The 21,472-nt window shown below is 63.8% G+C and carries 22 protein-coding genes and 1 pseudogene; 12 read left to right on the top strand and 11 right to left on the bottom strand.

The features are described 5' to 3' along the window. Positions 1-100: 100 nt before the first annotated feature. Positions 101-1,276, bottom strand: coding sequence for an MFS transporter (locus J5X93_RS19015; protein WP_102082376.1), 1,176 nt, complete (start codon positions 1,274-1,276; stop codon positions 101-103). Positions 1,277-1,429: 153 nt separating this feature from the next. On the opposite strand from J5X93_RS19015, the gene J5X93_RS19010 reads away from it, so the two are divergent. The 3 genes and pseudogenes from J5X93_RS19010 (at position 1,430) to J5X93_RS28625 (ending at position 4,906) form a co-directional block, all read left to right on the top strand. Next, the gene (locus J5X93_RS19010) at positions 1,430-2,827 is read left to right on the top strand and encodes an aminotransferase-like domain-containing protein (protein ID WP_090343731.1); all 1,398 of its coding nucleotides are present in this window, start codon (positions 1,430-1,432) and stop codon (positions 2,825-2,827) included. 114 nt (positions 2,828-2,941) lie between these two features. Beyond that, positions 2,942-3,997, top strand: a pseudogene (locus J5X93_RS28630) (methyl-accepting chemotaxis protein); the annotation flags it as partial. A 36-nt stretch (positions 3,998-4,033) separates the two neighbouring features. Continuing rightward, on the top strand, positions 4,034-4,906 hold the full coding sequence (locus J5X93_RS28625; RefSeq protein WP_372240735.1) for a methyl-accepting chemotaxis protein: 873 nt from the start codon (positions 4,034-4,036) through the stop codon (positions 4,904-4,906). A 63-nt stretch (positions 4,907-4,969) separates the two neighbouring features. Here J5X93_RS28625 and J5X93_RS19000 read toward each other — a convergent pair whose 3' ends face one another. Next, complete coding sequence (locus J5X93_RS19000; protein ID WP_043209751.1) at positions 4,970-6,160, bottom strand: benzoate/H(+) symporter BenE family transporter; 1,191 nt, start codon at positions 6,158-6,160, stop codon at positions 4,970-4,972. A gap of 144 nt (positions 6,161-6,304) precedes the next feature. Here J5X93_RS19000 and J5X93_RS18995 point away from each other — a divergent pair, with 144 nt between their 5' ends. Next, on the top strand, positions 6,305-6,907 hold the full coding sequence (locus J5X93_RS18995; protein WP_182942574.1) for a glutathione S-transferase family protein: 603 nt from the start codon (positions 6,305-6,307) through the stop codon (positions 6,905-6,907). 113 nt (positions 6,908-7,020) lie between these two features. Here the strand turns inward: J5X93_RS18995 and J5X93_RS18990 are convergent, their stop codons facing one another. The 5 genes from J5X93_RS18990 to J5X93_RS18970 all read right to left on the bottom strand — a co-directional run bounded on the left by J5X93_RS18990 (position 7,021) and on the right by J5X93_RS18970 (position 9,773). After that, a complete protein-coding gene (locus J5X93_RS18990) occupies positions 7,021-7,392 on the bottom strand; it encodes a glutaredoxin family protein (protein ID WP_043209755.1) in 372 nt (123 codons plus the stop codon). Between the two features lie 62 nt (positions 7,393-7,454). Continuing rightward, positions 7,455-8,000: a GTP cyclohydrolase I FolE gene (folE, locus tag J5X93_RS18985; RefSeq protein WP_043209757.1), complete on the bottom strand. Its 546-nt coding sequence runs from the start codon at positions 7,998-8,000 to the stop codon at positions 7,455-7,457. 71 nt (positions 8,001-8,071) lie between these two features. Further along, entirely contained in the window at positions 8,072-8,632 is a 561-nt protein-coding gene (locus tag J5X93_RS18980; RefSeq protein ID WP_043209758.1) for a Smr/MutS family protein, read from the bottom strand. Positions 8,633-8,782: 150 nt separating this feature from the next. Beyond that, positions 8,783-9,103 carry a hypothetical protein gene (locus J5X93_RS18975; protein WP_043209760.1) on the bottom strand — a complete coding sequence of 107 codons (321 nt, stop codon included), beginning with the start codon at positions 9,101-9,103 and terminating at the stop codon, positions 8,783-8,785. Between the two features lie 79 nt (positions 9,104-9,182). After that, positions 9,183-9,773 (bottom strand): cysteine hydrolase family protein, encoded by a 591-nt coding sequence (locus J5X93_RS18970; RefSeq protein WP_043209762.1) that lies wholly within the window; start codon positions 9,771-9,773, stop codon positions 9,183-9,185. Between the two features lie 178 nt (positions 9,774-9,951). On the opposite strand from J5X93_RS18970, the gene prmB reads away from it, so the two are divergent. Next, positions 9,952-10,860, top strand: coding sequence for a 50S ribosomal protein L3 N(5)-glutamine methyltransferase (gene prmB / locus J5X93_RS18965; RefSeq protein WP_090343736.1), 909 nt, complete (start codon positions 9,952-9,954; stop codon positions 10,858-10,860). 64 nt (positions 10,861-10,924) lie between these two features. Here prmB and J5X93_RS18960 read toward each other — a convergent pair whose 3' ends face one another. Both J5X93_RS18960 and J5X93_RS18955 read right to left on the bottom strand, forming a co-directional pair. Further along, positions 10,925-11,713 (bottom strand): hypothetical protein, encoded by a 789-nt coding sequence (locus tag J5X93_RS18960; RefSeq protein ID WP_043209769.1) that lies wholly within the window; start codon positions 11,711-11,713, stop codon positions 10,925-10,927. A 198-nt stretch (positions 11,714-11,911) separates the two neighbouring features. Next, on the bottom strand, positions 11,912-12,874 hold the full coding sequence (locus J5X93_RS18955) for an alpha/beta hydrolase (protein WP_250033836.1): 963 nt from the start codon (positions 12,872-12,874) through the stop codon (positions 11,912-11,914). A 189-nt stretch (positions 12,875-13,063) separates the two neighbouring features. Between J5X93_RS18955 and aroC the strand changes: the two genes are divergently transcribed. From aroC to J5X93_RS18940, 3 genes are all read left to right on the top strand, one after another. Then, positions 13,064-14,155: a chorismate synthase gene (gene aroC, locus J5X93_RS18950; RefSeq protein WP_043209772.1), complete on the top strand. Its 1,092-nt coding sequence runs from the start codon at positions 13,064-13,066 to the stop codon at positions 14,153-14,155. A 112-nt stretch (positions 14,156-14,267) separates the two neighbouring features. Next, on the top strand, positions 14,268-15,422 hold the full coding sequence (locus J5X93_RS18945) for an MFS transporter (protein ID WP_250033834.1): 1,155 nt from the start codon (positions 14,268-14,270) through the stop codon (positions 15,420-15,422). Next, positions 15,422-15,958 carry an oxidase gene (locus tag J5X93_RS18940; protein ID WP_102082380.1) on the top strand — a complete coding sequence of 179 codons (537 nt, stop codon included), beginning with the start codon at positions 15,422-15,424 and terminating at the stop codon, positions 15,956-15,958. The genes J5X93_RS18945 and J5X93_RS18940 overlap by 1 nt, the downstream gene beginning before the upstream one ends. A gap of 101 nt (positions 15,959-16,059) precedes the next feature. On the opposite strand, the gene J5X93_RS18935 is transcribed toward J5X93_RS18940, so the two are convergent. Next, on the bottom strand, positions 16,060-16,332 hold the full coding sequence (locus J5X93_RS18935) for a DUF3509 domain-containing protein (protein ID WP_043209779.1): 273 nt from the start codon (positions 16,330-16,332) through the stop codon (positions 16,060-16,062). A gap of 270 nt (positions 16,333-16,602) precedes the next feature. Here J5X93_RS18935 and J5X93_RS18930 point away from each other — a divergent pair, with 270 nt between their 5' ends. Next, positions 16,603-17,124 carry an ankyrin repeat domain-containing protein gene (locus J5X93_RS18930; protein ID WP_090343742.1) on the top strand — a complete coding sequence of 174 codons (522 nt, stop codon included), beginning with the start codon at positions 16,603-16,605 and terminating at the stop codon, positions 17,122-17,124. Positions 17,125-17,183: 59 nt separating this feature from the next. After that, positions 17,184-17,714: a hypothetical protein gene (locus J5X93_RS18925; RefSeq protein ID WP_250033833.1), complete on the top strand. Its 531-nt coding sequence runs from the start codon at positions 17,184-17,186 to the stop codon at positions 17,712-17,714. Between the two features lie 88 nt (positions 17,715-17,802). Here the strand turns inward: J5X93_RS18925 and J5X93_RS18920 are convergent, their stop codons facing one another. Further along, positions 17,803-18,744, bottom strand: coding sequence for a ZIP family metal transporter (locus tag J5X93_RS18920; RefSeq protein WP_043209787.1), 942 nt, complete (start codon positions 18,742-18,744; stop codon positions 17,803-17,805). Between the two features lie 125 nt (positions 18,745-18,869). Between J5X93_RS18920 and J5X93_RS18915 the strand changes: the two genes are divergently transcribed. Both J5X93_RS18915 and J5X93_RS18910 read left to right on the top strand, forming a co-directional pair. Beyond that, on the top strand, positions 18,870-19,061 hold the full coding sequence (locus tag J5X93_RS18915) for a PLDc N-terminal domain-containing protein (protein ID WP_070573200.1): 192 nt from the start codon (positions 18,870-18,872) through the stop codon (positions 19,059-19,061). A gap of 222 nt (positions 19,062-19,283) precedes the next feature. Then, entirely contained in the window at positions 19,284-21,362 is a 2,079-nt protein-coding gene (locus J5X93_RS18910) for an LTA synthase family protein (RefSeq protein WP_182942580.1), read from the top strand. Positions 21,363-21,472 lie beyond the last annotated feature (110 nt).

Raw genomic sequence — 21,472 nt, 5'->3', positions numbered from 1 at the left:
TCGCGGGTTAACCCACTCCCACAGGTTCTCCGGTGTTCTCATCAACATCGCTGTGCCTGTGGGGCTGGTATTTGCACGGCTGAAAAGTGCAGGCAGTCCGCTAACGCGAGCCCTGTGGGAGCGTGTTTACCCGCGAATGGGCCCGTGCTGACAACCATAGTGCCAAGGCAACCACTCCACACCCCGCGAGTAACACGGCGCCAAACACCACCAACGCTGTTCGTGAGCCAAGACGGTCACTGAGCAGCCCCGTGAAGATCACCGGCAGGCTGAACCCCAGGTACGCCAGCAGGAAGAAACCCGCGCTGGCCCGGGTCTTCTCAGGCCCTGCCAACTGGTTCACTGCCGCCAGTCCACCCAAGTAAATGAACCCGTAGCACGCGCTGCTGGCAGCGACCGCGCCCAGCAGCACGGCAGCCAGCCGCCCACTGTCGGCGCCCCAGGCGAGCAGGGCGTAGCTACACGGAAGAATCGCCAATCCGAGCAAGGTTGCACGTACGCTGGACATGCGACGTGCCATGGGCTGGAACAACAGGCCGCAGCTGATCACGCAGAAGGTCGAAAAACCGGACCAGGCGCTCAGCCCGTGTTGACGCAAGACCCCCGGCAACAGGGCTATCACCAGGCCTACGCAGGCCCAGGCGAGCAGGATGGCCAAGCCATAGGCCAGGCTGCCCCTGGGGTAGAAGGGCAGGCGCAGCATGGCGCCGCGCTGCGCAGGACGCGGCTCGGGCAGGCGCCAGACCAACACCAGCGCGACGGCGGCGAGCAGCAGTTGCAGGTGGAAGCTGCCCGGCGTCAGGGTGGGGCCGCGCAGCAGGAAGAGGCTTGTCAGTGCAGCGCCCAGGCCAAAGCCCAGGGATGTGCTGGCGGTCACCCAGGTGGCAGCGCGCCCGCTGTCGTGGCCAGGCATCAGCTCACTCATGTAGGCGGTGGCGGTCGCTGAGGCCAGGCCTGTGCCCAGTCCAAGGAATAGCCGCGCCAGGCCCAGCGTCTGCAGGCTCGGGGCGAGCAGCATCAGTCCCGTGGCGATCATGGACAAGGCGAGGGCCGTGAGAATCAGCGGCCGTCGGCCGACTCGGTCCGCCAGGCCGCCCAACGCCAGCAGCACGGGCAACACGCCCAGCACATAACCGGAGAAGGCCACCGCTGTGGCGGCCGCGCCTTGGCCGGAGAGGTCGGCGTAGGCGATGTACAGGGGCGCCTGCAGGTTCACCGCGAGGGTGATCAGGCACAGGGCGAAGGCCAGGCGGGCCGGGGCTGAGCGGGTGGGCATCTGGGCATCCTTAGGTCATTCGTAGCGGCTGCTCGCGGGTTGCCCGCGAATGAGCCAGTACGACCAACAGTGGTCTGCTCCCCTTGCATCAACAAGGCACACTCCCGGCGCATTTGTGATTAACTGTTCGGCAAAAATCAGCGAACACTTCCCATGCCTATCGTTTTGGATCGTGACTGCGCCACCCCGCTGGTCCAGCAACTGACCGAGCAGTTGCAAGCCTGGATCGAACAGCAACGCCTGCGCCCTGGCGCGCGGCTGCCGTCGATCCGCACTCAGGCGAGCAACCTGGCTGTCAGCCCGGCCTGTGTGATCGAAGCCTATGACCGCCTGGTGGCCAGCGGCTGGCTTCAGGCGCGCCACGGTACGGGCTTTTTCGTCGCCGAACGCAAGCCAGGCCTGCCGCTGGAAGAGGAGCAAGCCTGGGGCGAAGCGGTGGATGGCAGTTGGCGACAGTTTCGTGAAGGCCATGACGAACTGCTCAAGCTCGGCTGCGGCTGGCTGCCCAGCGCATGGCGTGCCAACACCGAGGTGGCCCAGGCCGTGCGCCTGGTCAGCCGTGGCAAAGTGGAGGATCTGTTCGATTATTGCCCGCCCCTGGGCCTGGCCAGCCTGCGCCAGCAACTGCACAAGCGCCTGGCGCGCATCGATATCGCCGCTGGCCCCGAACGCATCCTCACCACCCAAGGTGCCAGCCATGCCCTCGATCTGCTGGTGCGCACCCTCTTGCGCCCAGGCGACGTGGTATTGGTGGAAAGCCCGGGGTACTACAACCTGTTCAACCTGCTACGCCAGCACCAAGTGCGCATGCTGCCGGTGCCGCGTACGGCCAGTGGGCCGGACCTGGACGAGCTCCAACGCTTGCTCGTCGAACACAGCCCGCGCGTGCTGTTCACCAACAGCCTCTATCACAATCCCACCGGCACCAGCCTGACGCCGAAGGTCGCCTATCGCCTGCTGGAGCTGGCCCGCGAGCACGACTTGCGCATCGTCGAGGACGATATCTACGCAGATTTTCAGGATGGCCCGGCCACGCGCCTGGCCACGCTCGACAGCGAGCAGCGGGTGATCTACATGGCCAGTTTCTCCAAGACCCTGAGCAGTTCGCTGCGGGTGGGCTACCTAGTGGCCGATGCGGCGCTGATCGGCCGCTTGGCGGAACTGAAGATGGTCACTGGCATCGGTACGTCGCGCTTTGCCGAACAGGTAGTGGGGCAGATGCTTGCCAATGGCAGTTACCGCAAGAGCGTGCAGCGTCTGCGGGTGCGACTGGGGCAGCACATGGCCAAGCTGCTGGGGCAACTGGAGGCGTTCGGCTGGGAGGTGTTCTGCGAACCCTATGGCGGGATGTTCGTCTGGGTACGCTCGCCCGGGCGCGACTTTGCTGCCCTGGAGCGCGTAGCCCTGGATAACGCGGTGCTGCTGACGCCGGGCAGTGCGTTCGATCATCAGGGCGCGCCGAGTGACTGGCTGCGGATCAATGTCGCGTATGGGCAGGACCAACGGGCTCAGGCGTTCTTTCGGTACGCAGGGCGACCTTCAGCACGCTGAAAGCGACACGCTCATAGCTATTTGACACCATTGTGACGGGTGGGGCTTGTGGGTGGGGTTGCGCAGTTGCCACTCTTGGCTGAAAAAGGGCTGTCGTGCAGCCTGAAAACAGCGATGGACTGGCAGGGGGAATGGGCGATGCGGGCGACCAAGCACGGTGTTCTGGCCAACCTGGGCATGGCCCGCAAGCTGGGGCTGGGCTTTGCCCTGGTGCTGTTGCTGACCCTGGCGGTGGCCGCCATCGGCGTCTTCGCCTTGCAGGGCCTGGGCCAGCGCTTCGATGGCCTGCGCCAGATGAGCCAGTTCAACACCGACCTGCTCACGTTGCGTCAGCACGAACAGGGTTTTGCTTTGCGCTCGGACATCAAGGAAGCCGAAACCTTGCGCAAGGACCTGCAAAGCCTGATCGAGCGTGCCCGCACGCTCCCGGCCTTGGCTGCCACCGAAGGCGACCTGACCGCCTATGGCCAGGCCTTCGATGTCTTCGTCGAAGCGGTGCAGGCCAAGGAACTGGCCTTGGACATGGCCAGCTGGTCGGTCTCCAGTGTCTCCAATAACCTCGATGTGCTGCAGTCAGGTCTTACCGACGATGGCACCTACACCCTCAAACAGTCCCAAGGCCAGCAGGGCAGCGAGTTCCTCGAGCAGGCCGGCCAGGTGGCGCAGGTCTCGCGTCTGATGCTGCAGGCCATGGACGAGGCGCGGGTGCGCCTGGAGCAGGGGCGCAAGGGGGAGGAGGCGGTCAACGAAGGGCGCATCGCCCAGACCGTGGAAGCGGCGAGCCTGGTCGATCAGCTCAAGGCGTCGGTGAGCGACACCGGTTATCAGAGTGTGTTGGGCGAGGTGGCAGGGCACATCGCCAGTTTCTCCGACAAGCTCAACGAATATACCGATCTGCTCGCCAAGGAGCAGGGCATCAAGGCTCAGTTGCAGGCCCAGGCCGAGCGGGTCACCCAGCGGGTCAACCAGGCCTATGCGAACCAGGAGCAGGTCATGCAGGGCGAACTTGCCCGCAGCACGGTCGCCATCGCCCTGGCCACCGCGCTGGCCTTGCTGGTTGGTGTGCTCGCCGCCTGGTTGATCACCCGCGCCGTGGTCGGGCCGCTCAAGCGTGTGATCGCCCGGGCCCAGCGCATCGCTGCGGGCGATCTGGTTGTCGAGGCCGAAACCACGCGGCGCGATGAGGTCGGCCAGCTTACCTTGGCCATGCAGCAGATGGCCGCCGGGCTTGCCGGCATTGTCAGCGGCCTGCAACAGGGCATCGAGCAACTAGCCGGCAACGCTCAGGCGCTGTCGGCCGTCACCGAGCAGACCAACCGTGAGGTGGGCAGCCAGAAGGAAGAAACCGAGCAGGTGGCCACTGCCATGCAGCAGATGACAGCCACCGTGCACGATGTGGCGCGCAACGCCGAGGAGGCTGCCCAGGCGGCCCAGAGCGCCGACGACAAGGTCGAGTCAGGCCAGCAGGTGGTGCGCCAGAGCATGCAGCGCATCGAGCAACTGGCTGCCGCGGCGGAAACCGCCAGCGCTGGCATCGACAGCTTGAGCGCCGAAATCCATACCATTGGCGACGTACTGGAAGTGATCAAGAGCGTCGCCGAGCAGACCAACCTGCTGGCGCTCAACGCGGCGATCGAGGCTGCCCGGGCCGGCGAACAGGGACGCGGTTTTGCCGTGGTGGCCGATGAGGTGCGGGCCCTGGCGCGGCGCACCCGGCAATCCACCGAAGAGATCGAGCGCCTGGTTGCCAGCCTGCGCGGCAACGCCCAGCAGTCGGTGTCGCAGATTCGTGGCAGTACCGAGCTGGTGCGTCTGGCGGTGGCCGATGCGCTGCACACCGAAAGTGCGCTGGGCAGCATCGCGGCTGCGGTGTCGTTGATCCAGCAGATGAACCAGCAGATCGCCGCGGCGGCGGAGCAGCAAAGCTCGGTGGCCGAGGAGATCAGTCGCAGCGTCACGCAGATCCGCGGCAGCGCCGATCAAGCTGCCTTGGCCATGCAGGACAACGCCCGCTCGAGCGTCGAGCTGGCGCAGTTGGGCACGGATCTCAAGGGCATGGTCGGCCATTTCAGATTGTGATCGAGTGTGTCGGCCCTTCGCGGGTTAACCCGCGAACAGGCCGGCACTGGCAACAAGACATCCTCAGCCTTTGCGCGGGCTCAGGATCAGCAAGGTCAACACCCCCGCCACGATCCCCCAGAACGCCGAGCCGATCGAGAACAAAGTGAACCCCGAGGCCGTCACCATGAAGGTGATCAGGGCCGCCTCGCGTTCACGGGCTTCTCCCATGGCCACGCTCAGGCCATTCATGATCGAGCCGAACAGCGCCAGTGCAGCAATGGACAGCACCAGCTCCTTGGGCAGCGCCGCAAACAGGGCCGCTAGCGTGGCGCCGAACACCCCGGCGATGCCGTAGAAAATCCCGCACCACACCGCTGCGGTGTAACGCTTGCTCGGGTCTTCATGGGCATGGGGCCCGGTGCAAATTGCCGCGCTGATTGCCGCCAGGTTCACCCCGTGGGAGCCGAACGGCGCCAGCAGCAGCGAGGCGAAGCCGGTGGCCGAGATCAACGGCGAGGCCGGCACCTGATAGCCATCGGCCCGCAGCACGGCGACGCCTGGCATGTTCTGTGAAGTCATCGCCACCACGAACAGCGGGATGCCGATGCTGATGGTCGCCGCCAGCGAGAAGCTCGGGGTGGTCCACACCGGCTTGGCCACCTCCAGGTTGAAGCCGCTGAAATCCAGCAGGCCCAGGGCGCCCGACAGGGCGGTGCCCACCAGCAACGCGGCCAGTACGCAGTAGCGTGGCGACAGGCGCTTGACCAGCAGGTAGCTGAAGAACATGCCCAGCACCAGCACGGTACGGTGCTGGGCGGCGACGAAGATTTCGCTGCCGATCTTGAACAGGATACCGGCCAGCAGCGCCGAGGCCAGGGACGCAGGAATGCGCCGCACCAGGCGCTCGAAGCTGCCGGTCAAGCCGCAGATGAGCACCAGCACCGCGCAGGTGATATAGGCGCCGATGGCCTCGCCATAGCTGACCCCGCCAAGGCTGGTGATCAGCAGTGCAGCGCCTGGAGTCGACCAGGCAATGGTGATCGGCGTGCGGTAGCGCAGCGACAGGCCGATGCTGCACACCGCCATGCCGATCGACAAGGCCCAGATCCACGAGGAAATCTGCGCGCTGGTCAGCCCAGCAGCCTGGCCCGCCTGGAACATCAGCACCAATGAGCTGGTGTACCCCGTGAGCATGGCGATGAAGCCGGCGACGATCGCCGACGCAGAACTGTCTGCCAGGGGGCGCAGGCGCGCGGAGGTGGCATCGGTCATTGAAAAGTCCTTGTAAAGGTGTAAGCAGTTTTTTCAGACTACCGTGACCTGGCGCAATCGATGCGATACAGCAGCCATTGCATTTAGCCGTACAGTCGCCAACTATTGGGCGCGATTGCGCAACTGCACGAGAGGGGAGGGGCGATGTACAAGGTTTATGGGGATTACCAGTCCGGCAACTGCTACAAGGTCAAATTGATGCTGCACCTGCTGGATCGCCCTTACACGTGGCAGCCGGTGGACATACTCAAGGGCGAAACCGAAACGCCGGAGTTCCTCGCGATGAACCCCAACGGCAAGGTCCCGGTGCTGCAGCTCGAGGATGGCACCTGCCTGTGGGAGTCCAACGCGATCCTGAACTTCCTGGCCGATGGCAGTAAGTTTTTGCCCACCGAGCCACGTCTGCGCACTCAGGTGCTGCAATGGCAGTTCTTCGAGCAGTACAGCCATGAGCCGTACATTGCCGTCGCGCGGTTCATCCAGTTCTACCTGGGGCTGCCTGATGAGCGCGTGGAGGAATACCGCAAGCTGCACAAAGGCGGCTACAAAGCGCTCAAGGTCATGGAGAGGCAACTGCAGATGACGCCGTATCTGGTTGGTGACCAGTATTCGATCGCCGACGTGGCGCTGTATGCCTACACCCATGTGGCGCATCAGGGCGGCTTCGACCTGACCGACTACCCCGGCGTGCGGGCGTGGTTGGCGCGGGTGGCGAGCCATCCGCGGCATGTGCCGATGGTGGACTGATCCAGGCTTTTTGCTAGCTGCTCCGGCTCTTTCGCGGGTAAACCCGCTCTGACAGGGTTCTTGGTACCTGTGGGAGCGGGTTTACCCGCGAAAAGGCCGGAGCAGCCTGGGTTTCAAACTGCCGCGAAGCGTTTGTCCAGGTAGGCGATGATGGCCTTGGATTCGTACATCCAGGTCACCTCGCCGGCTTCCTCGATTCGCAGGCATGGCACCTTCACCCGGCCACCGCCTTCAAGCAAAGCCTGGCGGTGTACCGGGTCGTTCTTGGCGTCGCGCAGGGCCACCGGCACGTTGAGGCGGTGCAAGGTGCGGCGGGTCTTGACGCAGAACGGGCAGGCATGGAACTGGTACAGCGCCAGGTTCTGGGCGTCTTTGGCGACCTGCGCCTGGGCTGCGGCATCACGCTTGCGCTTGGCCGGGCGGCTGATCCAGTCACCGAACACGATAAGCTGGCCGAGGCCGACCCGCAGGGCTTTGACGATCATGGACAACTCCTGAACAAAAGAAAAAGCCGACCCCTAAGGGTCGGCTCGCAGTCCCGCGCCGATCACTTGATCAGGCTGAGGAACTCGCTGCGGGTGGCGGCATTGGAGCGGAACTCGCCAAGCATCACCGAGGTGATCATGGTGGAGTTCTGCTTCTCGACACCGCGCATCATCATGCACATGTGCTTGGCCTCGATGACCACGGCCACGCCAGCGGCGCCGGTCACCTTCTCCACGGCTTCGGCGATCTGGCGGCTGAGGTTTTCCTGGATCTGCAGGCGGCGGGCGAACATGTCGACGATGCGCGCGACCTTGGACAGGCCCAGGACCTTGCCCTTGGGCAGGTAGGCCACGTGGGCCTTGCCAATGAAGGGCAGCATGTGGTGTTCGCACATCGAGTAGAGCTCGATGTCCCGGACCAGCACCATCTCGCTGTTGTCGGAGGTGAACAGCGCGTCGTTGGTGACTTCTTCCAGGGTTTGTTCATAACCGCGGCAAAGGTACTTCATGGCCTTCGCGGCCCGCTTGGGCGTGTCGCGCAGGCCCTCGCGGGAGACGTCCTCGCCGAGCTGGCTGAGGATCGCGGTGTAGTTCTGTTCCAGGGACATGGATCTACCTGTGGGGGATTAATCGCAAAGACGAAGGGTACGGCGGCGAGGGCGAGGCTGCAAGCCTGGCGTCACTCGTCGCGTCCTTCGAGCATGGTGCGCTTGAGCATCACATAGACCGCACCTGTGCCGCCATGGCGGGCCTGGCAGGAGGTGAAGCCGAGCACCTGCGGGTGCTGGCGCAGCCAAGTGTTGACGTGGCTCTTGATCATCGGCCGCTTGCCGTCCAGGCGCGCAGCCTTGCCGTGGGTGACGCGCACGCAGCGCACTTCGAGCTTGGTGGCCTCAGCGATGAAATCCCAAAGGGTCTCGCGGGCTTTTTCCACGGTCATGCCGTGCAGGTCCAGGCTGCCTTCGAAGGCGATCTGGCCGAGTTTGAGCTTGCGGATCTGGCTTTCCTGTACGCCGTCACGGCGCCACATCAGTTCGTCCTCGGCGCCGACGTCGATGACGAACTGGTCGGACATGCCATCGACCACGAGGGGTTGGTCGCTGTGCACGGTCGCGGCCATGCGCAGGCCGGCCAGCTTCTTGCGGTCGGCCTTGGGTTTGCCGACATCGGCGCGGTCGTGCTTGATCGGCTTCACGCCGCGCATCTGGGCGCTGAAGAGGGAAAAATCGTCGTCTTGCATGGTGCCTCCACGTAGGGGGCATATTTTACGTGAGTGGGCGGTGTTGTGTCGCCTGTTGGCCTTTTCGCGCCGAACCGATCCGCCAGGTACAGCGACACCCTTTGAAACGTGAACGCAGATGTCGGAGGAAGCGGCTAGCAGCACACGCTGCTAATCGTGCTTTTTCATCAGGTGCGGCGAGAGGTTCAACCCATGCCCGCGGCGCAGGCGAATCCGGCTGCGGCGCCAGAAGCGCACGCCCAGGTAGAGCAATAGCAAACCGACCACCACCAGGATCACCGACAGTGGGCGGTTGGCATTGAGTTCGGCCAGGGCACTGTAGTTGCCCAGAAGGCCTGCGACGCCGGCCATGGCCAGCAGCACGCCGAGGGTGGCCACCAGGGCGGACAGGCCGGCGGCCAGGCGCGCACCCCAGTTGCGCGGTTCGCGCTGGCGCAGGCGTTTGGCGTCGAAACTGCCTTTGAGCTTCATTCCGATTTCCTCTGTAGGTATCCGGAATTCGACCTAGGGTCGGCCCTGGGGTTCCGCCCGTCTGCCGGGCGGTCGTGGCTCAGATCAGGCTGGCGGTCGGGGCGACGCAGGCGAAGTTGTCGGCCATCACGGCCATTTCACACTGATGAATCTGCGCAGCCGGAATGACCGTGTCCTTGAACGCCAGGTCGCGGGTGGTGGAGGCATCGGCGACCAAGGTGCAACGATAACCATAGTCCTTGGCGCGGCGAACGGTGGTGCTGACGCTCGAATGGCTCATGAAACCGCAGACGATGAGGTCCAGATGGCCCAGCTCCTGCAGCGTTTCGTGCAGCTTGGTGTTCTTGAAGGCGTTGGGCATGCGCTTTTCGATGATGATCTCACCCTCGCGAGGCTCCAGCCCCGGGATGAACTCGCCGCGGCTACCCTGCGGGTCGAACAGGCCACCGACGGTGCCCAGGTGGCGTACATGGATGATCGGACGGCCGGCCTTGCGCGCGGCGTCGAGCAACCGGGCGATGTTGGCCACGGCCTCGTCCATGCCCGACAGCGCCAGGGGACCGCTGAGGTACTCCTTTTGCGCATCGATGACAATCAGGCTGGCTTGGCCCAGCTTGGCCGGCGGATAGTCGCGGCCGCTGAGGCGGAACATCGTGGTTGGAACGGACATCAAGGGCTCCTTGGGTAGGGCTTTTGTATACCTATTCTCCCTTGCCTCGGCGCCAATGTGAATGGTTGACATTGCAGACAGCATGGTTACTGGCCTCTGGCTACCGACCGGGCAATCGAAGGGAACATTTGTGTCGGTGGGCTGTTAGACTTTTGTCCTGTCTTAAAAGGAGTCACCCGTGATCACATCCCGCCTGCGCACCCTGCGCGACCATATCCGCTGGGCGGTCAGCCGCTTCCATGAGCACGACCTGTTCTTCGGCCACGGTGCCGACAACGCTTGGGACGAAGCCCGACTGCTGGTGCTGGGCGCCGTGCACCTGCCGTGGGAGGTGGCCGACAGCTACCTGGACTGCCAGCTGGAAGATGACGAGCGCGTGCGCCTGCAGCACCTGCTCAAGCGCCGAATCGAAGAGCGGGTGCCCACCGCCTACCTACTGGGCGAGGCGTGGTTCTGCGGCATGTCGTTCGTGGTCGATGAGCGTGTGTTGGTGCCGCGCTCGCCCATCGGCGAACTGATCGAAAAACGCTTCGAGCCCTGGCTGGCCACGCCGCCTGCGCGCATCCTTGACTTGTGCACCGGCTCCGGCTGCATCGGCATCGTCGCCGCCGACGTGTTCCCCGAGGCCGAGGTGGTGCTGGCCGACCTGTCCTTCGATGCCTTGGAAGTCGCCAACCACAACATCGAGCGCCATGGCCTGGAAGAGCGTGTATACACCGTGCAGGGTGATGGCTTCGCCGGCCTGCCCGGGCAGCGCTTCGATCTGATTCTGTCCAACCCGCCGTATGTCGACGCCGAAGATTTCGCCGACATGCCGGCCGAGTATCACCACGAGCCCGAGCTGGGCCTGGCCTGTGGCAACGATGGCCTGGACCTGGTGCGGCGCATGCTCGCCGAGGCGGCTGACCACCTGAATGAAAAAGGGCTGCTGATCGTCGAGGTGGGTAACAGCCAGGTGCATGTCCAGGCGCTGTATCCAGAGGTGGACTTCGCTTGGCTGGAGTTCGAGCGGGGTGGGCATGGCGTGTTCATGCTGACTGCCGAGCAGTGCCGTCAGCACCAGGAGCTGTTCCGCTCCCGCGTCTGATCAAGACACAGGGCTGCGCTGCAGCCCTTTTCGTGGGTAAACCCGCGAAAAGGGCGCCACGTCTCTAGCGCGTGGCGATCCAGATCAGCAGCCCCGCCTGGAACACGGCAAACGCCACCAGGCACGTGATGGTAAAGCGCAGGCCGCTGTCTTCGCGGCGGTACTTGGCGACCCGTTCATCCCGCTCGCGCAACTGCGCCTGCTTCTCCAGCAGCTGTTGCTCGGCCTGTTGCAGCATTCCGGCAGCCTCGAGGATGTCGACGCGCTGGACCTTTTCATTGTTCCAGCCGCCCTTGAGCTGGCCTACCGTGGTATCCACGGTGCGCCCCTTGAGCAGTTGTCCGCCTTCGTATTCCACCTCAAGCCCTGCACTGCGCAGTACATGGTCGCGGCGCAGGCGGTTGTCTTCGTTCAGGGCATCCTTGCTGGGCAGGGCTACGCCTTCGACTTGGTAGTTCGACCAACGCTGTTGCAGCCACTGCACCGCCTGTCCCAGGAGGAACCGCCCCAGGCCACGGTTCGCCGGCTCGAGCTGCAAGCCACCGTCACCGCCGATACGCACCTGGCGCTGTTCGTGATCGACACGGATGTCCAGCTGGTTCTGCTCTTTGCGCACTTTCTGACCTGGCAGGCGGATTTCCAGCCGCAGCAGGCTGTGCGTCTTGCTATGCCGCTCGGCATGGCCGAACTCGACGAAACGCAGCGGACGGGCGCCGCTGTTGCGGTCGGTGGGCAGGGCTGCTAGGCGCAGCAGTTGGAAGTGTTCAGGGGCCAGGTCTTCCCATGGCAGCGGAGCGCTTGCTGGGGCTTGTGGCTCTTCGTCCGCCTCAACGGCGGCGGGGGCGTCGGTCATCGGAAGTGTCCTCGAATGCACGGCGGGCAGGACGGTGGAAAGGGGCTGATGCGTTGCCCAATCGCGAGGCAAGGCCACTCCTACATTCAATCAGTGGGAGCGGGTTTGTCCGCAATGGAGCGCAAACGGCCTCAAAAACACCGATCACTGCCTCGATCAACCGGTTATCGGCAGCAACGGAGACTTCCTGAGGACAATCTAGGCCGGCGGCAGCTGGCGAATGAACGCCACGATCCGCTCACCCAGTTCACGGGCCAGCGGCAGCCCCGGGTTGCGGTAGCTGTCGCGCTGCTGGCTCATGTCCCGAGGGGTGATACGCAGCATGTGGTTCATGCCATCGATCAGGGCCAACTGCGCGTCGGGCTTGGCGGCCTTGAGGCGTTCGGCGTCGGCGACGTCCACCTGCACGTCGTTGCGGCCCTGGATGATCAAGGCGGGCATCGGCAGACGAGCGAACGCTGCTGCCGGGTCCTGGCGCAGCAACGAGATCAGGTAAGGCTGCACGCTCGGGCGAAACACATCGCGCAGCGGCCCCGGCACATCCAGAGAGGTCTGTCCGGCCTGCAGGCGGTCGATCAGCGCATTGCCGCGCGCCAGTTCTGCCGGCGGCAGGCGCTGGGCCAATTGTTCGCGCAGCACCTCTGCCACGGGGCGACCGCTGCCGGCCACGGTGATCACCGCGCTGGCGCCGGCCTGTTGAGCGGCCAGCGTCGCAATCAGCGCGCCTTCGCTGTGGCCAAGCAGGATCAGCGGACCGAAGCGTGGGTCAGCCCTGAGTTTGCGGCCCCAGGCCACGGTGTCGGCCACGTAGCGCTCGACGCTCAGGTCCCGCTCATCGGGCGTGGCCGGTTGGCTTGCGGCAACGCCGCGCTTGTCGAAACGCACGCTGGCGATGTGCTCGCCGGCCAGCAGCAGGGCCAGACGCTTGAGGTTGTCCAGGCGACCACTGGCGGGGTTGTTGCCGTCGCGGTCGGTGGGGCCGGAGCCGGCAATGATCAGCACTACCGGCGGCGGGGTGGCTTGTTGCGGCAGCAGCAGGCTGCCATGGAGCACGCCCTGGCCGGTGTCCAGGTCGATGGGGCGTTGCAGTACGGTCGGGGCGGCGGCCTGGGCGAGGCCTGAGCACAGCAGCAGAAGCAGGGCGGCGAGGCGCAACATCATAGGGCTACTACTTGGTGGGATGTCGGTTGGACCGGGTGGCTGACCGAAGGTTCTCTCATGCCCCTTCGCCGATGAACCCACTCCCCTAGGTTTGAGCGTGATCGAAGGGGCTGAACCGACCACCCGAATAAAGGGAATTTCCGTATACTGCCCGCCTCCCTCACATTCAGGCAGATTCGCGGAGCGTCCATGTCCGGCAATACCTACGGCAAGCTGTTCACTGTCACCACCGCAGGCGAAAGCCACGGCCCGGCGTTGGTCGCCATTGTCGATGGATGCCCTCCGGGTCTGGAAATCTCCCTGGCCGATCTGCAGCACGACCTGGATCGCCGCAAGCCGGGCACCAGCCGGCACACTACCCAGCGCCAGGAACCGGATGAGGTCGAAATCCTCTCGGGTGTGTTCGAAGGTCGTACCACCGGCTGTTCCATCGGTCTGCTGATCCGCAACACCGACCAAAAATCCAAGGACTATTCGGCGATCAAGGACCTGTTCCGCCCAGCCCACGCCGACTACACCTACCACCATAAATACGGCATCCGCGACTACCGCGGCGGCGGCCGCAGTTCGGCCCGCGAGACCGCCATGCGCGTGGCTGCCGGCGCCATCGCCAAGAAGTACCTGGCCACCCAAGGCATCCGCGTGCGTGGCTACATGAGCCAGCTGGGCCCGATCGAAATCCCGTTCAAGACCTGGGAGTCGGTCGAGCACAACGCCTTCTTCAGCCCTGATCCTGACAAAGTGCCGGAGCTGGAGGCTTACATGGACCAGTTGCGCCGTGACCAGGACTCGGTCGGCGCGAAGATCACCGTGGTCGCCGAGGGCGTGATGCCTGGCCTGGGCGAGCCGATCTTCGACCGCCTGGACGCGGAGCTTGCCCATGCTTTGATGAGCATCAACGCCGTCAAGGGCGTGGAGATCGGCGCCGGTTTCGCCAGTGTCGCCCAGCGTGGCACCGAGCACCGCGATGAGCTGACGCCTGAGGGCTTCCTGAGCAACAACGCAGGCGGCATCCTGGGCGGGATCTCTTCCGGCCAGCCGATCGTCGCCCACCTGGCGCTCAAACCGACGTCGAGCATTACCACCCCGGGCCGCTCCATCGATGTCGACGGCAACCCGGTCGAGGTCATCACCAAGGGCCGTCACGACCCGTGCGTGGGCATCCGTGCCACGCCGATCGCCGAGGCGATGATGGCTATCGTGCTGATGGATCACCTGCTGCGCCACCGTGCGCAGAACGCCGATGTGAAGGTCAATACCCCGGTGCTGGGCCAGCGCTGATTCGTCCGCACGGGTCACTTCGCGAGTAAACCCGCTCCTAGAGGACTACCGCAGGTCCTGTGGGAGCGGTCCCCCGTGAAGGAGCCGGCACAGGCAACCAAAGGCCCCGCCCATGCCCCCGATTCCCTACTGGCGCCTGTCCAGCTTCTACCTCTTTTACTTCGCCTTGCTCGGCTCCACCGCGCCGTTCCTGGCGTTGTACTTCGACCATTTGGGCTTTTCGCCGGCACGCATCGGCGAACTGGTGGCCATTCCCATGCTGATGCGCTGCATCGCACCCAACCTGTGGGGCTGGCTGGGGGATCGCAGCGGCCAACGGTTGCTGATCGTGCGCCTGGGCGCTTTGTCGACTCTGGCCACCTTCTCGCTGATCTTCATCGACAAAAGCTACGCCTGGCTGGCACTGGTTATGGCGCTCCATGCGTTCTTCTGGCATGCGGTGCTTCCGCAGTTCGAGGTGGTCACCCTGGCGCACCTGCACGGGCAAACCTCGCGCTACAGCCAGGTGCGCCTGTGGGGCTCGATCGGTTTCATCCTCACCGTGGTCGGCCTGGGACGGCTGTTCGAGTGGCTAAGCCTGGATATCTACCCGGTGGCGTTGGTGACCATCATGGCCGGGATTTTCATCGCGAGCCTCTGGGTGCCCAATGCCCAGCCGATGGAGCATGCCGAGCGCAAGGGGGCAGGGGGCTTCCTGCGGCAACTGGCGGCGCCGGGTGTAATGGCGTTCTATGTGTGCGTGGCGCTGATGCAGCTCAGCCACGGCCCTTACTACACCTTCCTCACCCTGCACCTGGAACATCTGGGCTACACCCGTGGCGCCATTGGTTTGCTGTGGGCGCTGGGGGTGGTGGCCGAAGTGCTGGTATTCATGGCCATGAGTCGAATCTTCGCCCGGGTTTCAGTGCGCCATGTGCTATTGGCGAGCTTCCTGCTGGCGGCGCTGCGTTGGCTGTTGCTGGGGAATCTTGCGGATATTCCAGCGGTGCTGGTGTTTGCCCAGCTGCTGCATGCGGCGACCTTCGGCTGTTTCCATGCCGCAGCCATTGCCTTCGTCCAAGGTAGCTTCGGCGCGCGTCAGCAAGGGCAGGGGCAGGCGTTGTATGCGGCCTTGTCTGGCACCGGCGGTGCCCTGGGCGCACTCTATTCGGGTTACAGCTGGAAACTGCTGGGCCCGTCCTTCACCTTTGGTATGGCCAGCGTCGCGGCGCTCGCGGCAGCCGTTATCATTGCCCTTTGTTCGAAACAGACCAGGACCAGCCCCTGATGAGCATTCTCAGCGTTTTCCATCTCTACACCCCCGAGTTGCCGAACAAGGTGCTGACCCACCACGACGATATCGCCGCCACCCTCGCCGAGCAGGGTGTGCGCCTGGAGCGCCGTACCGATGAGCTGCGCATCCGCCCGGGCACAGCCCATGAGCAAGTATTGGCCGAATGTCATGGGCTGTTGGACCAGCTGATGACCACACATGGCAGCGTCGCGTTCGGCCTGCTCAACCGCGATGGCCTTGACCCGAGCCAGGCTGACCTTCGCGATGAGCATGTGCACGAAGCGGTTGAAGTGTTTGCCGTGATTGGCGGACGCGGACAGGTCAGCTTGCGCCTGGGCGACTACGTGTATGCGGTGTTGTGCGAGAAGGGCGACGTGTTGGTGATTCCCGCCGGCGTGCGCCGTTGGGTGGACTTGGGGGACAACCCGTTCTGCCTGGCGTTGCGCCTGTTTGGCAGCGAATCGGGGATGCAGCCGCAGTTCACCGGCGATTCGATGGCCCGGCAGTTTGCCGGCATGGATGAGCTTTGAGGTACGTTTTTCACGGATAAGCCGCCCCCACAGCCACTCCACCGCCTTTGGAACGATGGAACACCTGTGGGAGCGGGTTTACCCGCGAAAGTCGCGCCGCATCAGCGATAGGTCGGCAGGGCAAAACGCTGCTGGCTCTGCAACATCGAGATCACTGGAAGCTCACTGGCCTGTTCGGCCAAGTCGCGGCGGATGGCGCTGATCGCCCAGGACAACTGCTCGGCGCTGTGCAACTGTGCGTAGGTCAATGCACGGCGAGTCACCTTGCCATCGGCTGCCCGCAGGGTCAGCTGGATACCGCCGTCGGGGCGAGGCTGGGTTTCGACTTGATAGGCGCAGAATACCGAGGCGAACTTTTCCTGGATGAGGTCCATATCTCAACTCCTGACTGTTGTATGGGCAGACGTGAGTTGAGTGTTGCAGTGACCGTGCCATCCTCGCCGATTGAAAAAATACCTTTAAAATCAATTAGTTGTGAATAAACTAAATCTGGGCAACCGTGCATTTCGCATGGTCGTGCATTTTGCACAGTGCAATTTGCAAGAGTCATAAGGTTTGTCTTTCGAGCCGATAGAATCTGAACCTTTGACCGCCTGGCAGTGCCTGACGAAGACTTGGGCTCTTTTCTTGCCAGGAGGTTCCAGATGTCCGACCAACAGCCCACCGCCATGACTGACGAAGAGACGGCCGCATTTGCCGAAGAAGTCTTCGAGCGTGCCCGGCGCGGCGATGCGCCGATGCTCGAGCGCCTGCTACAGAGCGGTCTGCCCGCCAACCTGCGCAATCACAAGGGCGACACCTTGCTGATGCTGGCCAGCTACCATGGCCACATCGACGCGGTGCGTGTGCTGCTGGCCCATGGCGCCGACCCGCTGATCGCCAACGACAACGGTCAACTGCCCATCGCGGGAGCCGCATTCAAGGGTGACCTGGCCATGATCCGCTTGCTGATCGAACATGGCGTGCCAGTGGATGCCGCCGCCGAGGACGGTCGTACCGCCCTGATGCTCGCGGCGATGTTCAACCGCAGCGAGATACTCGAGTTCTTGTTGGCTCAAGGTGCCGATCCTGCACGCCAGGATGCCCGTGGCGCCACTGCCTTGGTCGCCGCCCAGACCATGGGCGCACCGGACACTGCCGCGCGCCTGCAGACGCTGGCCGGCTAACCCTCAGGGGGCATTTGCGGCTATCCTTGGCGACTTTTTCGCCAGCGCAAGGGCCCCCCATGAAAAACCAGTTGTCCGAACTCATCAGCCTCATCGGCGCCGGCTGCATGCGCGAGCAAGACATCGAGCGCATCGCGGACGAAGCAGCCCAGGCCTACGCCGATCCCGCCGCCTTCCTGGCCGCCAACCCAGACATCAACTACGACGACAGCTTCCCCATCCCACTGGGTGAATGGGTGGTGGTCGGCAGCCTGCCGGACACCGTGCTGTTCCAGGCCGATAGCTACCAAGAGCTGTTCGAGCGCATCACCGACTCATTCGATAAGAGTGTGCCGTTCAACCTCAAGCCTAAGCAGCTGGCGCGCACCGAGCCGCTGACCGCGCTCAATCGCATCCAGGTCCAGATGGGGGCCCTGAACAAGGAGGCCGGCGGTTATGTGCTGGTCAACTTCAGCCAGTTGCTCGATGACGAGTTGCAGATGGTGATGGTGGGGCAGAACGACCTGGCCCGAGTGCTGGAGTTGGGCGCTGAGATGGGGATCAAGGTCGAGCCGGCGTTGGAAGCATTGAAGGTCGCTGTTCACGTCTGATGGGCTGCTCGTTCGCGGGTGGTCCCGCTTCCGCAGGTATCGATGCGGACCTGCTGGGAGCGGGTTTACCCCTGATGAGGCGGTAGCGTCAGCCCAACGCGGTATCGAGGAACATCATCACCGCGAATCCGCCCATCAGGCCCAGGGTTGCCGACGTTTGGTGTCCATTGCGGTGGGTTTCGGGAATCACTTCATGGGACACCACGAAGATCATCGCACCCGCCGCCAAACCCATGCTCACCGGATACGCCAGTGCGAAGCCGGTAGAGATACCCAGGCCAATCACCGCACCCAGCGGCTCCATCAGGCCGGAGCCGACCGCCACCAGCGCCGCCTTGAGGTTCGACAGGCCTGTCGCGCGCAGAGCCAGGGCCACGGCCAGGCCTTCGGGGATGTCCTGGATGGCAATCGCGCTGGTCAGCGGCAGGCCGATGTTCATGTCGCCATTGGCGAAGCTCACGCCAATGGCCATGCCTTCGGGCAGGTTATGCAGGGTGATCGCCAGCACGAACAACCACACCCGGTTGATGCGCTCCGCCTCTGGGCCGCAAGGACCAGTGCTTTCATGTTCGTGCGGGGTGAAGCGATCAAGGCCAAGCATCAACAGCACACCCAATCCCATACCCAGCACCACGGTGAAGGCCGCTGCCGGGCCATTGCCGGTGATTTCCCGAGCAGCGTCCAGGCCTGGCAGGATCAACGAGAAGGAACTGGCCGCGAGCATCATCCCGGCGGCAAAGCCGAGCATCACGTCCTGGCTGCGCGTGCTGACATCGCGCAGCACCACTGCCAGCACCGCGCCCAAGGCTGTGGCGCCGAACCCTGACAGCCCACCCAGCAGCGCCAAGTGCAGGTTGTCGGCATGGTCGCCATGGATCGCATTCCACAGGCTGGCCGCGAGCAGGCCGAGCACCACCAACAGGCTCAGGCCCAGGCCGGCGCTGAGCCATGGGGTGGTCGCGGCTTGTTGCCGCCAGGCGTTGAACAGCGAGGCGGGAGCAGGACTTTCAGGAGCGTGGGCAGGGGGCATGCGGACCTCGTGACAATGTATGAACGCAGTCTAGCCATTGACCTATTCCAGCGGCCAAGCATTCCATTCTATCGACGCAATAGCCGGCTATGCTTGGCAGCAAATCTTTTGCCAGGAGCAGTCGCATGGGGTCCACCTTCAACAGCCTTGTCGGGCTCATCATTCTTGCCCTGGACATCTGGGCGATTCTTCACGTGCTCAAGAGCGGCGCCGAGGTGGGCATCAAGGTGCTCTGGATTTTGTTGATCGTATTGCTGCCGGTGATCGGGCTGATCATTTGGGCCATCGCCGGGCCCAGGGGCAACCTGAAATTCTGAAGGCAGCGGTACCAATCCGGCCCATTGGCAGGTTTATCCGCCAATGGGCCCGCTAGACACCGCAAACGCCGGCCCGTGACGAAATTTTCACACTGGATTATCGAAAATCCGCGCCGCACAATGCTGCGTTGGCCCAATAGCCGTGCTTTGATGGCCGGGCCCTTCAGGTAGCAGGGCGATTTCGCCTTTCCGCAAACCCGCAATCCTAGGATCCCCTCATTCATGGCTAACACGGATGCCTTGAAGCAACGGGCCGTGCCGGCTCCGTTCGCGCCGACCCTCAAATCGCACCTGGCCTATACGCTGCTCAGCGGCCTGGTGATCATGCTGATGCTGAGCCTGGTTCGCCTGGCGTTGCTGATCTACAACAGCGACATGATCGGCGACACCCCGTCTTCCACCGTCGCCGAAGGTTTCCTCAACGGCCTGCGCTTCGACCTGCGGGTGGTGGTGTACCTGAGCATTCCGCTGTTGCTGGCGTTGCTCAGCCCGTGGGCGATGGCCCGTCGCGGGTTCTTCCGCCTTTGGCTGACCTTGACGTCCAGCGTGGTGATGTTCCTTGGCCTGATGGAAATGGACTTCTACCGCGAGTTCCACCAGCGCCTGAACGGCCTGGTGTTCCAGTACATCAAGGAAGACCCCAAGACCGTCCTGAGCATGCTGTGGTACGGCTTCCCAGTCGTGCGCTACCTGCTGGCCTGGCTGTTCGGGACCTGGCTGCTGAGCCTGCTGTTCAAGGGTATCGACCGCCTGACCCGCAGTGGCGGAGCCTCCCAGAGCCTGGCTCCACGTCGGATCGCCCCTTGGTACCACCGCCTGGCAGTGTTCATGGTGGTACTGCTGGTAGCCGTCGTGGCTGCCCGTGGCACCCTGCGCCAGGGCCCGCCGATGCGTTGGGGGGATGCCTTCACCACCGACTCGAACTTCGTCAACCAGCTTGGCCTGAACGGCACCTTGACCCTGATCGACGCGGCCAAGAGCCGTTTCGGTGAAGACCGTGCCAATATCTGGAAGCCCACCGTCGAGCAGGACGTGGCCACGCAAACCGTGCGTGATCTGTTGCTGACCCCTCACGACACCTTGGTCGATGCCGACGAAGCGGCTGTGCGCCGTGACTTCCAGCCGCCCGCTGACCGCACCCTGCCGGTCAAGAACGTCGTAGTGATCCTCATGGAAAGCTTCGCCGGTCATTCGGTGGGCGCCCTCGGCAGCCCGAATAACATCACGCCGTACTTCGACAAGCTGGCCAAGGAAGGCCTGCTGTTCGACCGTTTCTTCTCAAACGGCACCCACACCCACCAGGGCATGTTCGCTACCATGGCGTGCTTCCCGAACCTGCCTGGCTTCGAATACCTGATGCAGACCCCGGAAGGGGGGCACAAGCTGTCTGGCCTGCCAGCGCTGCTGAGCGCTCGTGACTACGACGATGTCTACGTCTACAACGGGGATTTCGCCTGGGACAACCAGTCCGGTTTCTTCGGCAACCAGGGTATGACCACTTTCATTGGCCGTAACGATTTCGTCGATCCGGTGTTCTCCGACCCGACGTGGGGCGTGTCCGACCAGGACATGTTCGACCGGGGCAACGAGGAATTGGCCAAGCACGATGGCAAAAAGCCGATCTACGCGCTGCTGCAGACGCTCTCCAACCACACCCCGTATGCGCTGCCCAAGGACCTGCCGGTCGAGAAGGTCACAGGCCAGGGCCGCCTGGACGAACACCTCACGGCCATGCGCTATTCCGACTGGGCACTTGGCCAGTTCTTCGAGAAGGCGCGCAAGGAGCCGTACTTCAAGGACACCCTGTTCGTCATCGTCGGCGACCATGGCTTCGGCAACCAGCAACAGGTCACCGAGCTGGACCTGGGCCGCTTCAACGTGCCGTTGCTGTTGATCGCCCCGGGGATCCAGGAGAAGTTCGGTGCGGTCAACCACACCGTGGGTACCCAGGTCGACATCGTGCCGACCATCATGGGCCGCCTGGGTGGCCAGACCCGCCACCAGTGCTGGGGCCGTGACCTGCTGAACCTGCCTGAGGGCGACCCGGGCGTGGGCATCATCAAGCCGTCGGGCAGCGAGCAGATCGTTGGCTTGGTCAAGGGTGACCGCATCCTCATCGAGTCCAAGGACATGACCCCGCGCCTGTATCGCTACCAGCTGGGTCGCGAGTTCAAGGCCGAGCTGATCGAGAGCCCCGACCAGCCTGAGCTGCTGAAGAACCTCGAGTCCTACATCCAGACGGCGACCAAGAGCCTGATGGACAACACCGCCGGTGTCGTCCATGGCGTGCCCAAGGACTGACGCCCTCGCGCGCTCCCTCCCACAGGTGATGGCCAAGCCTTCACTTGTGGGGCGGGCTTTCCCACCACTGCGGTGAACTGAACAAACGCCCTCGTCGACGGTCAAGGATA

Source organism: Pseudomonas sp. BYT-1, assembly GCF_023611805.1.
Lineage (GTDB): Bacteria > Pseudomonadota > Gammaproteobacteria > Pseudomonadales > Pseudomonadaceae > Aquipseudomonas > Aquipseudomonas guariconensis.
The sequence above is the reverse complement of the archived record's forward strand: the minus strand, read 5'-3'. Positions and strand labels throughout refer to the sequence as shown.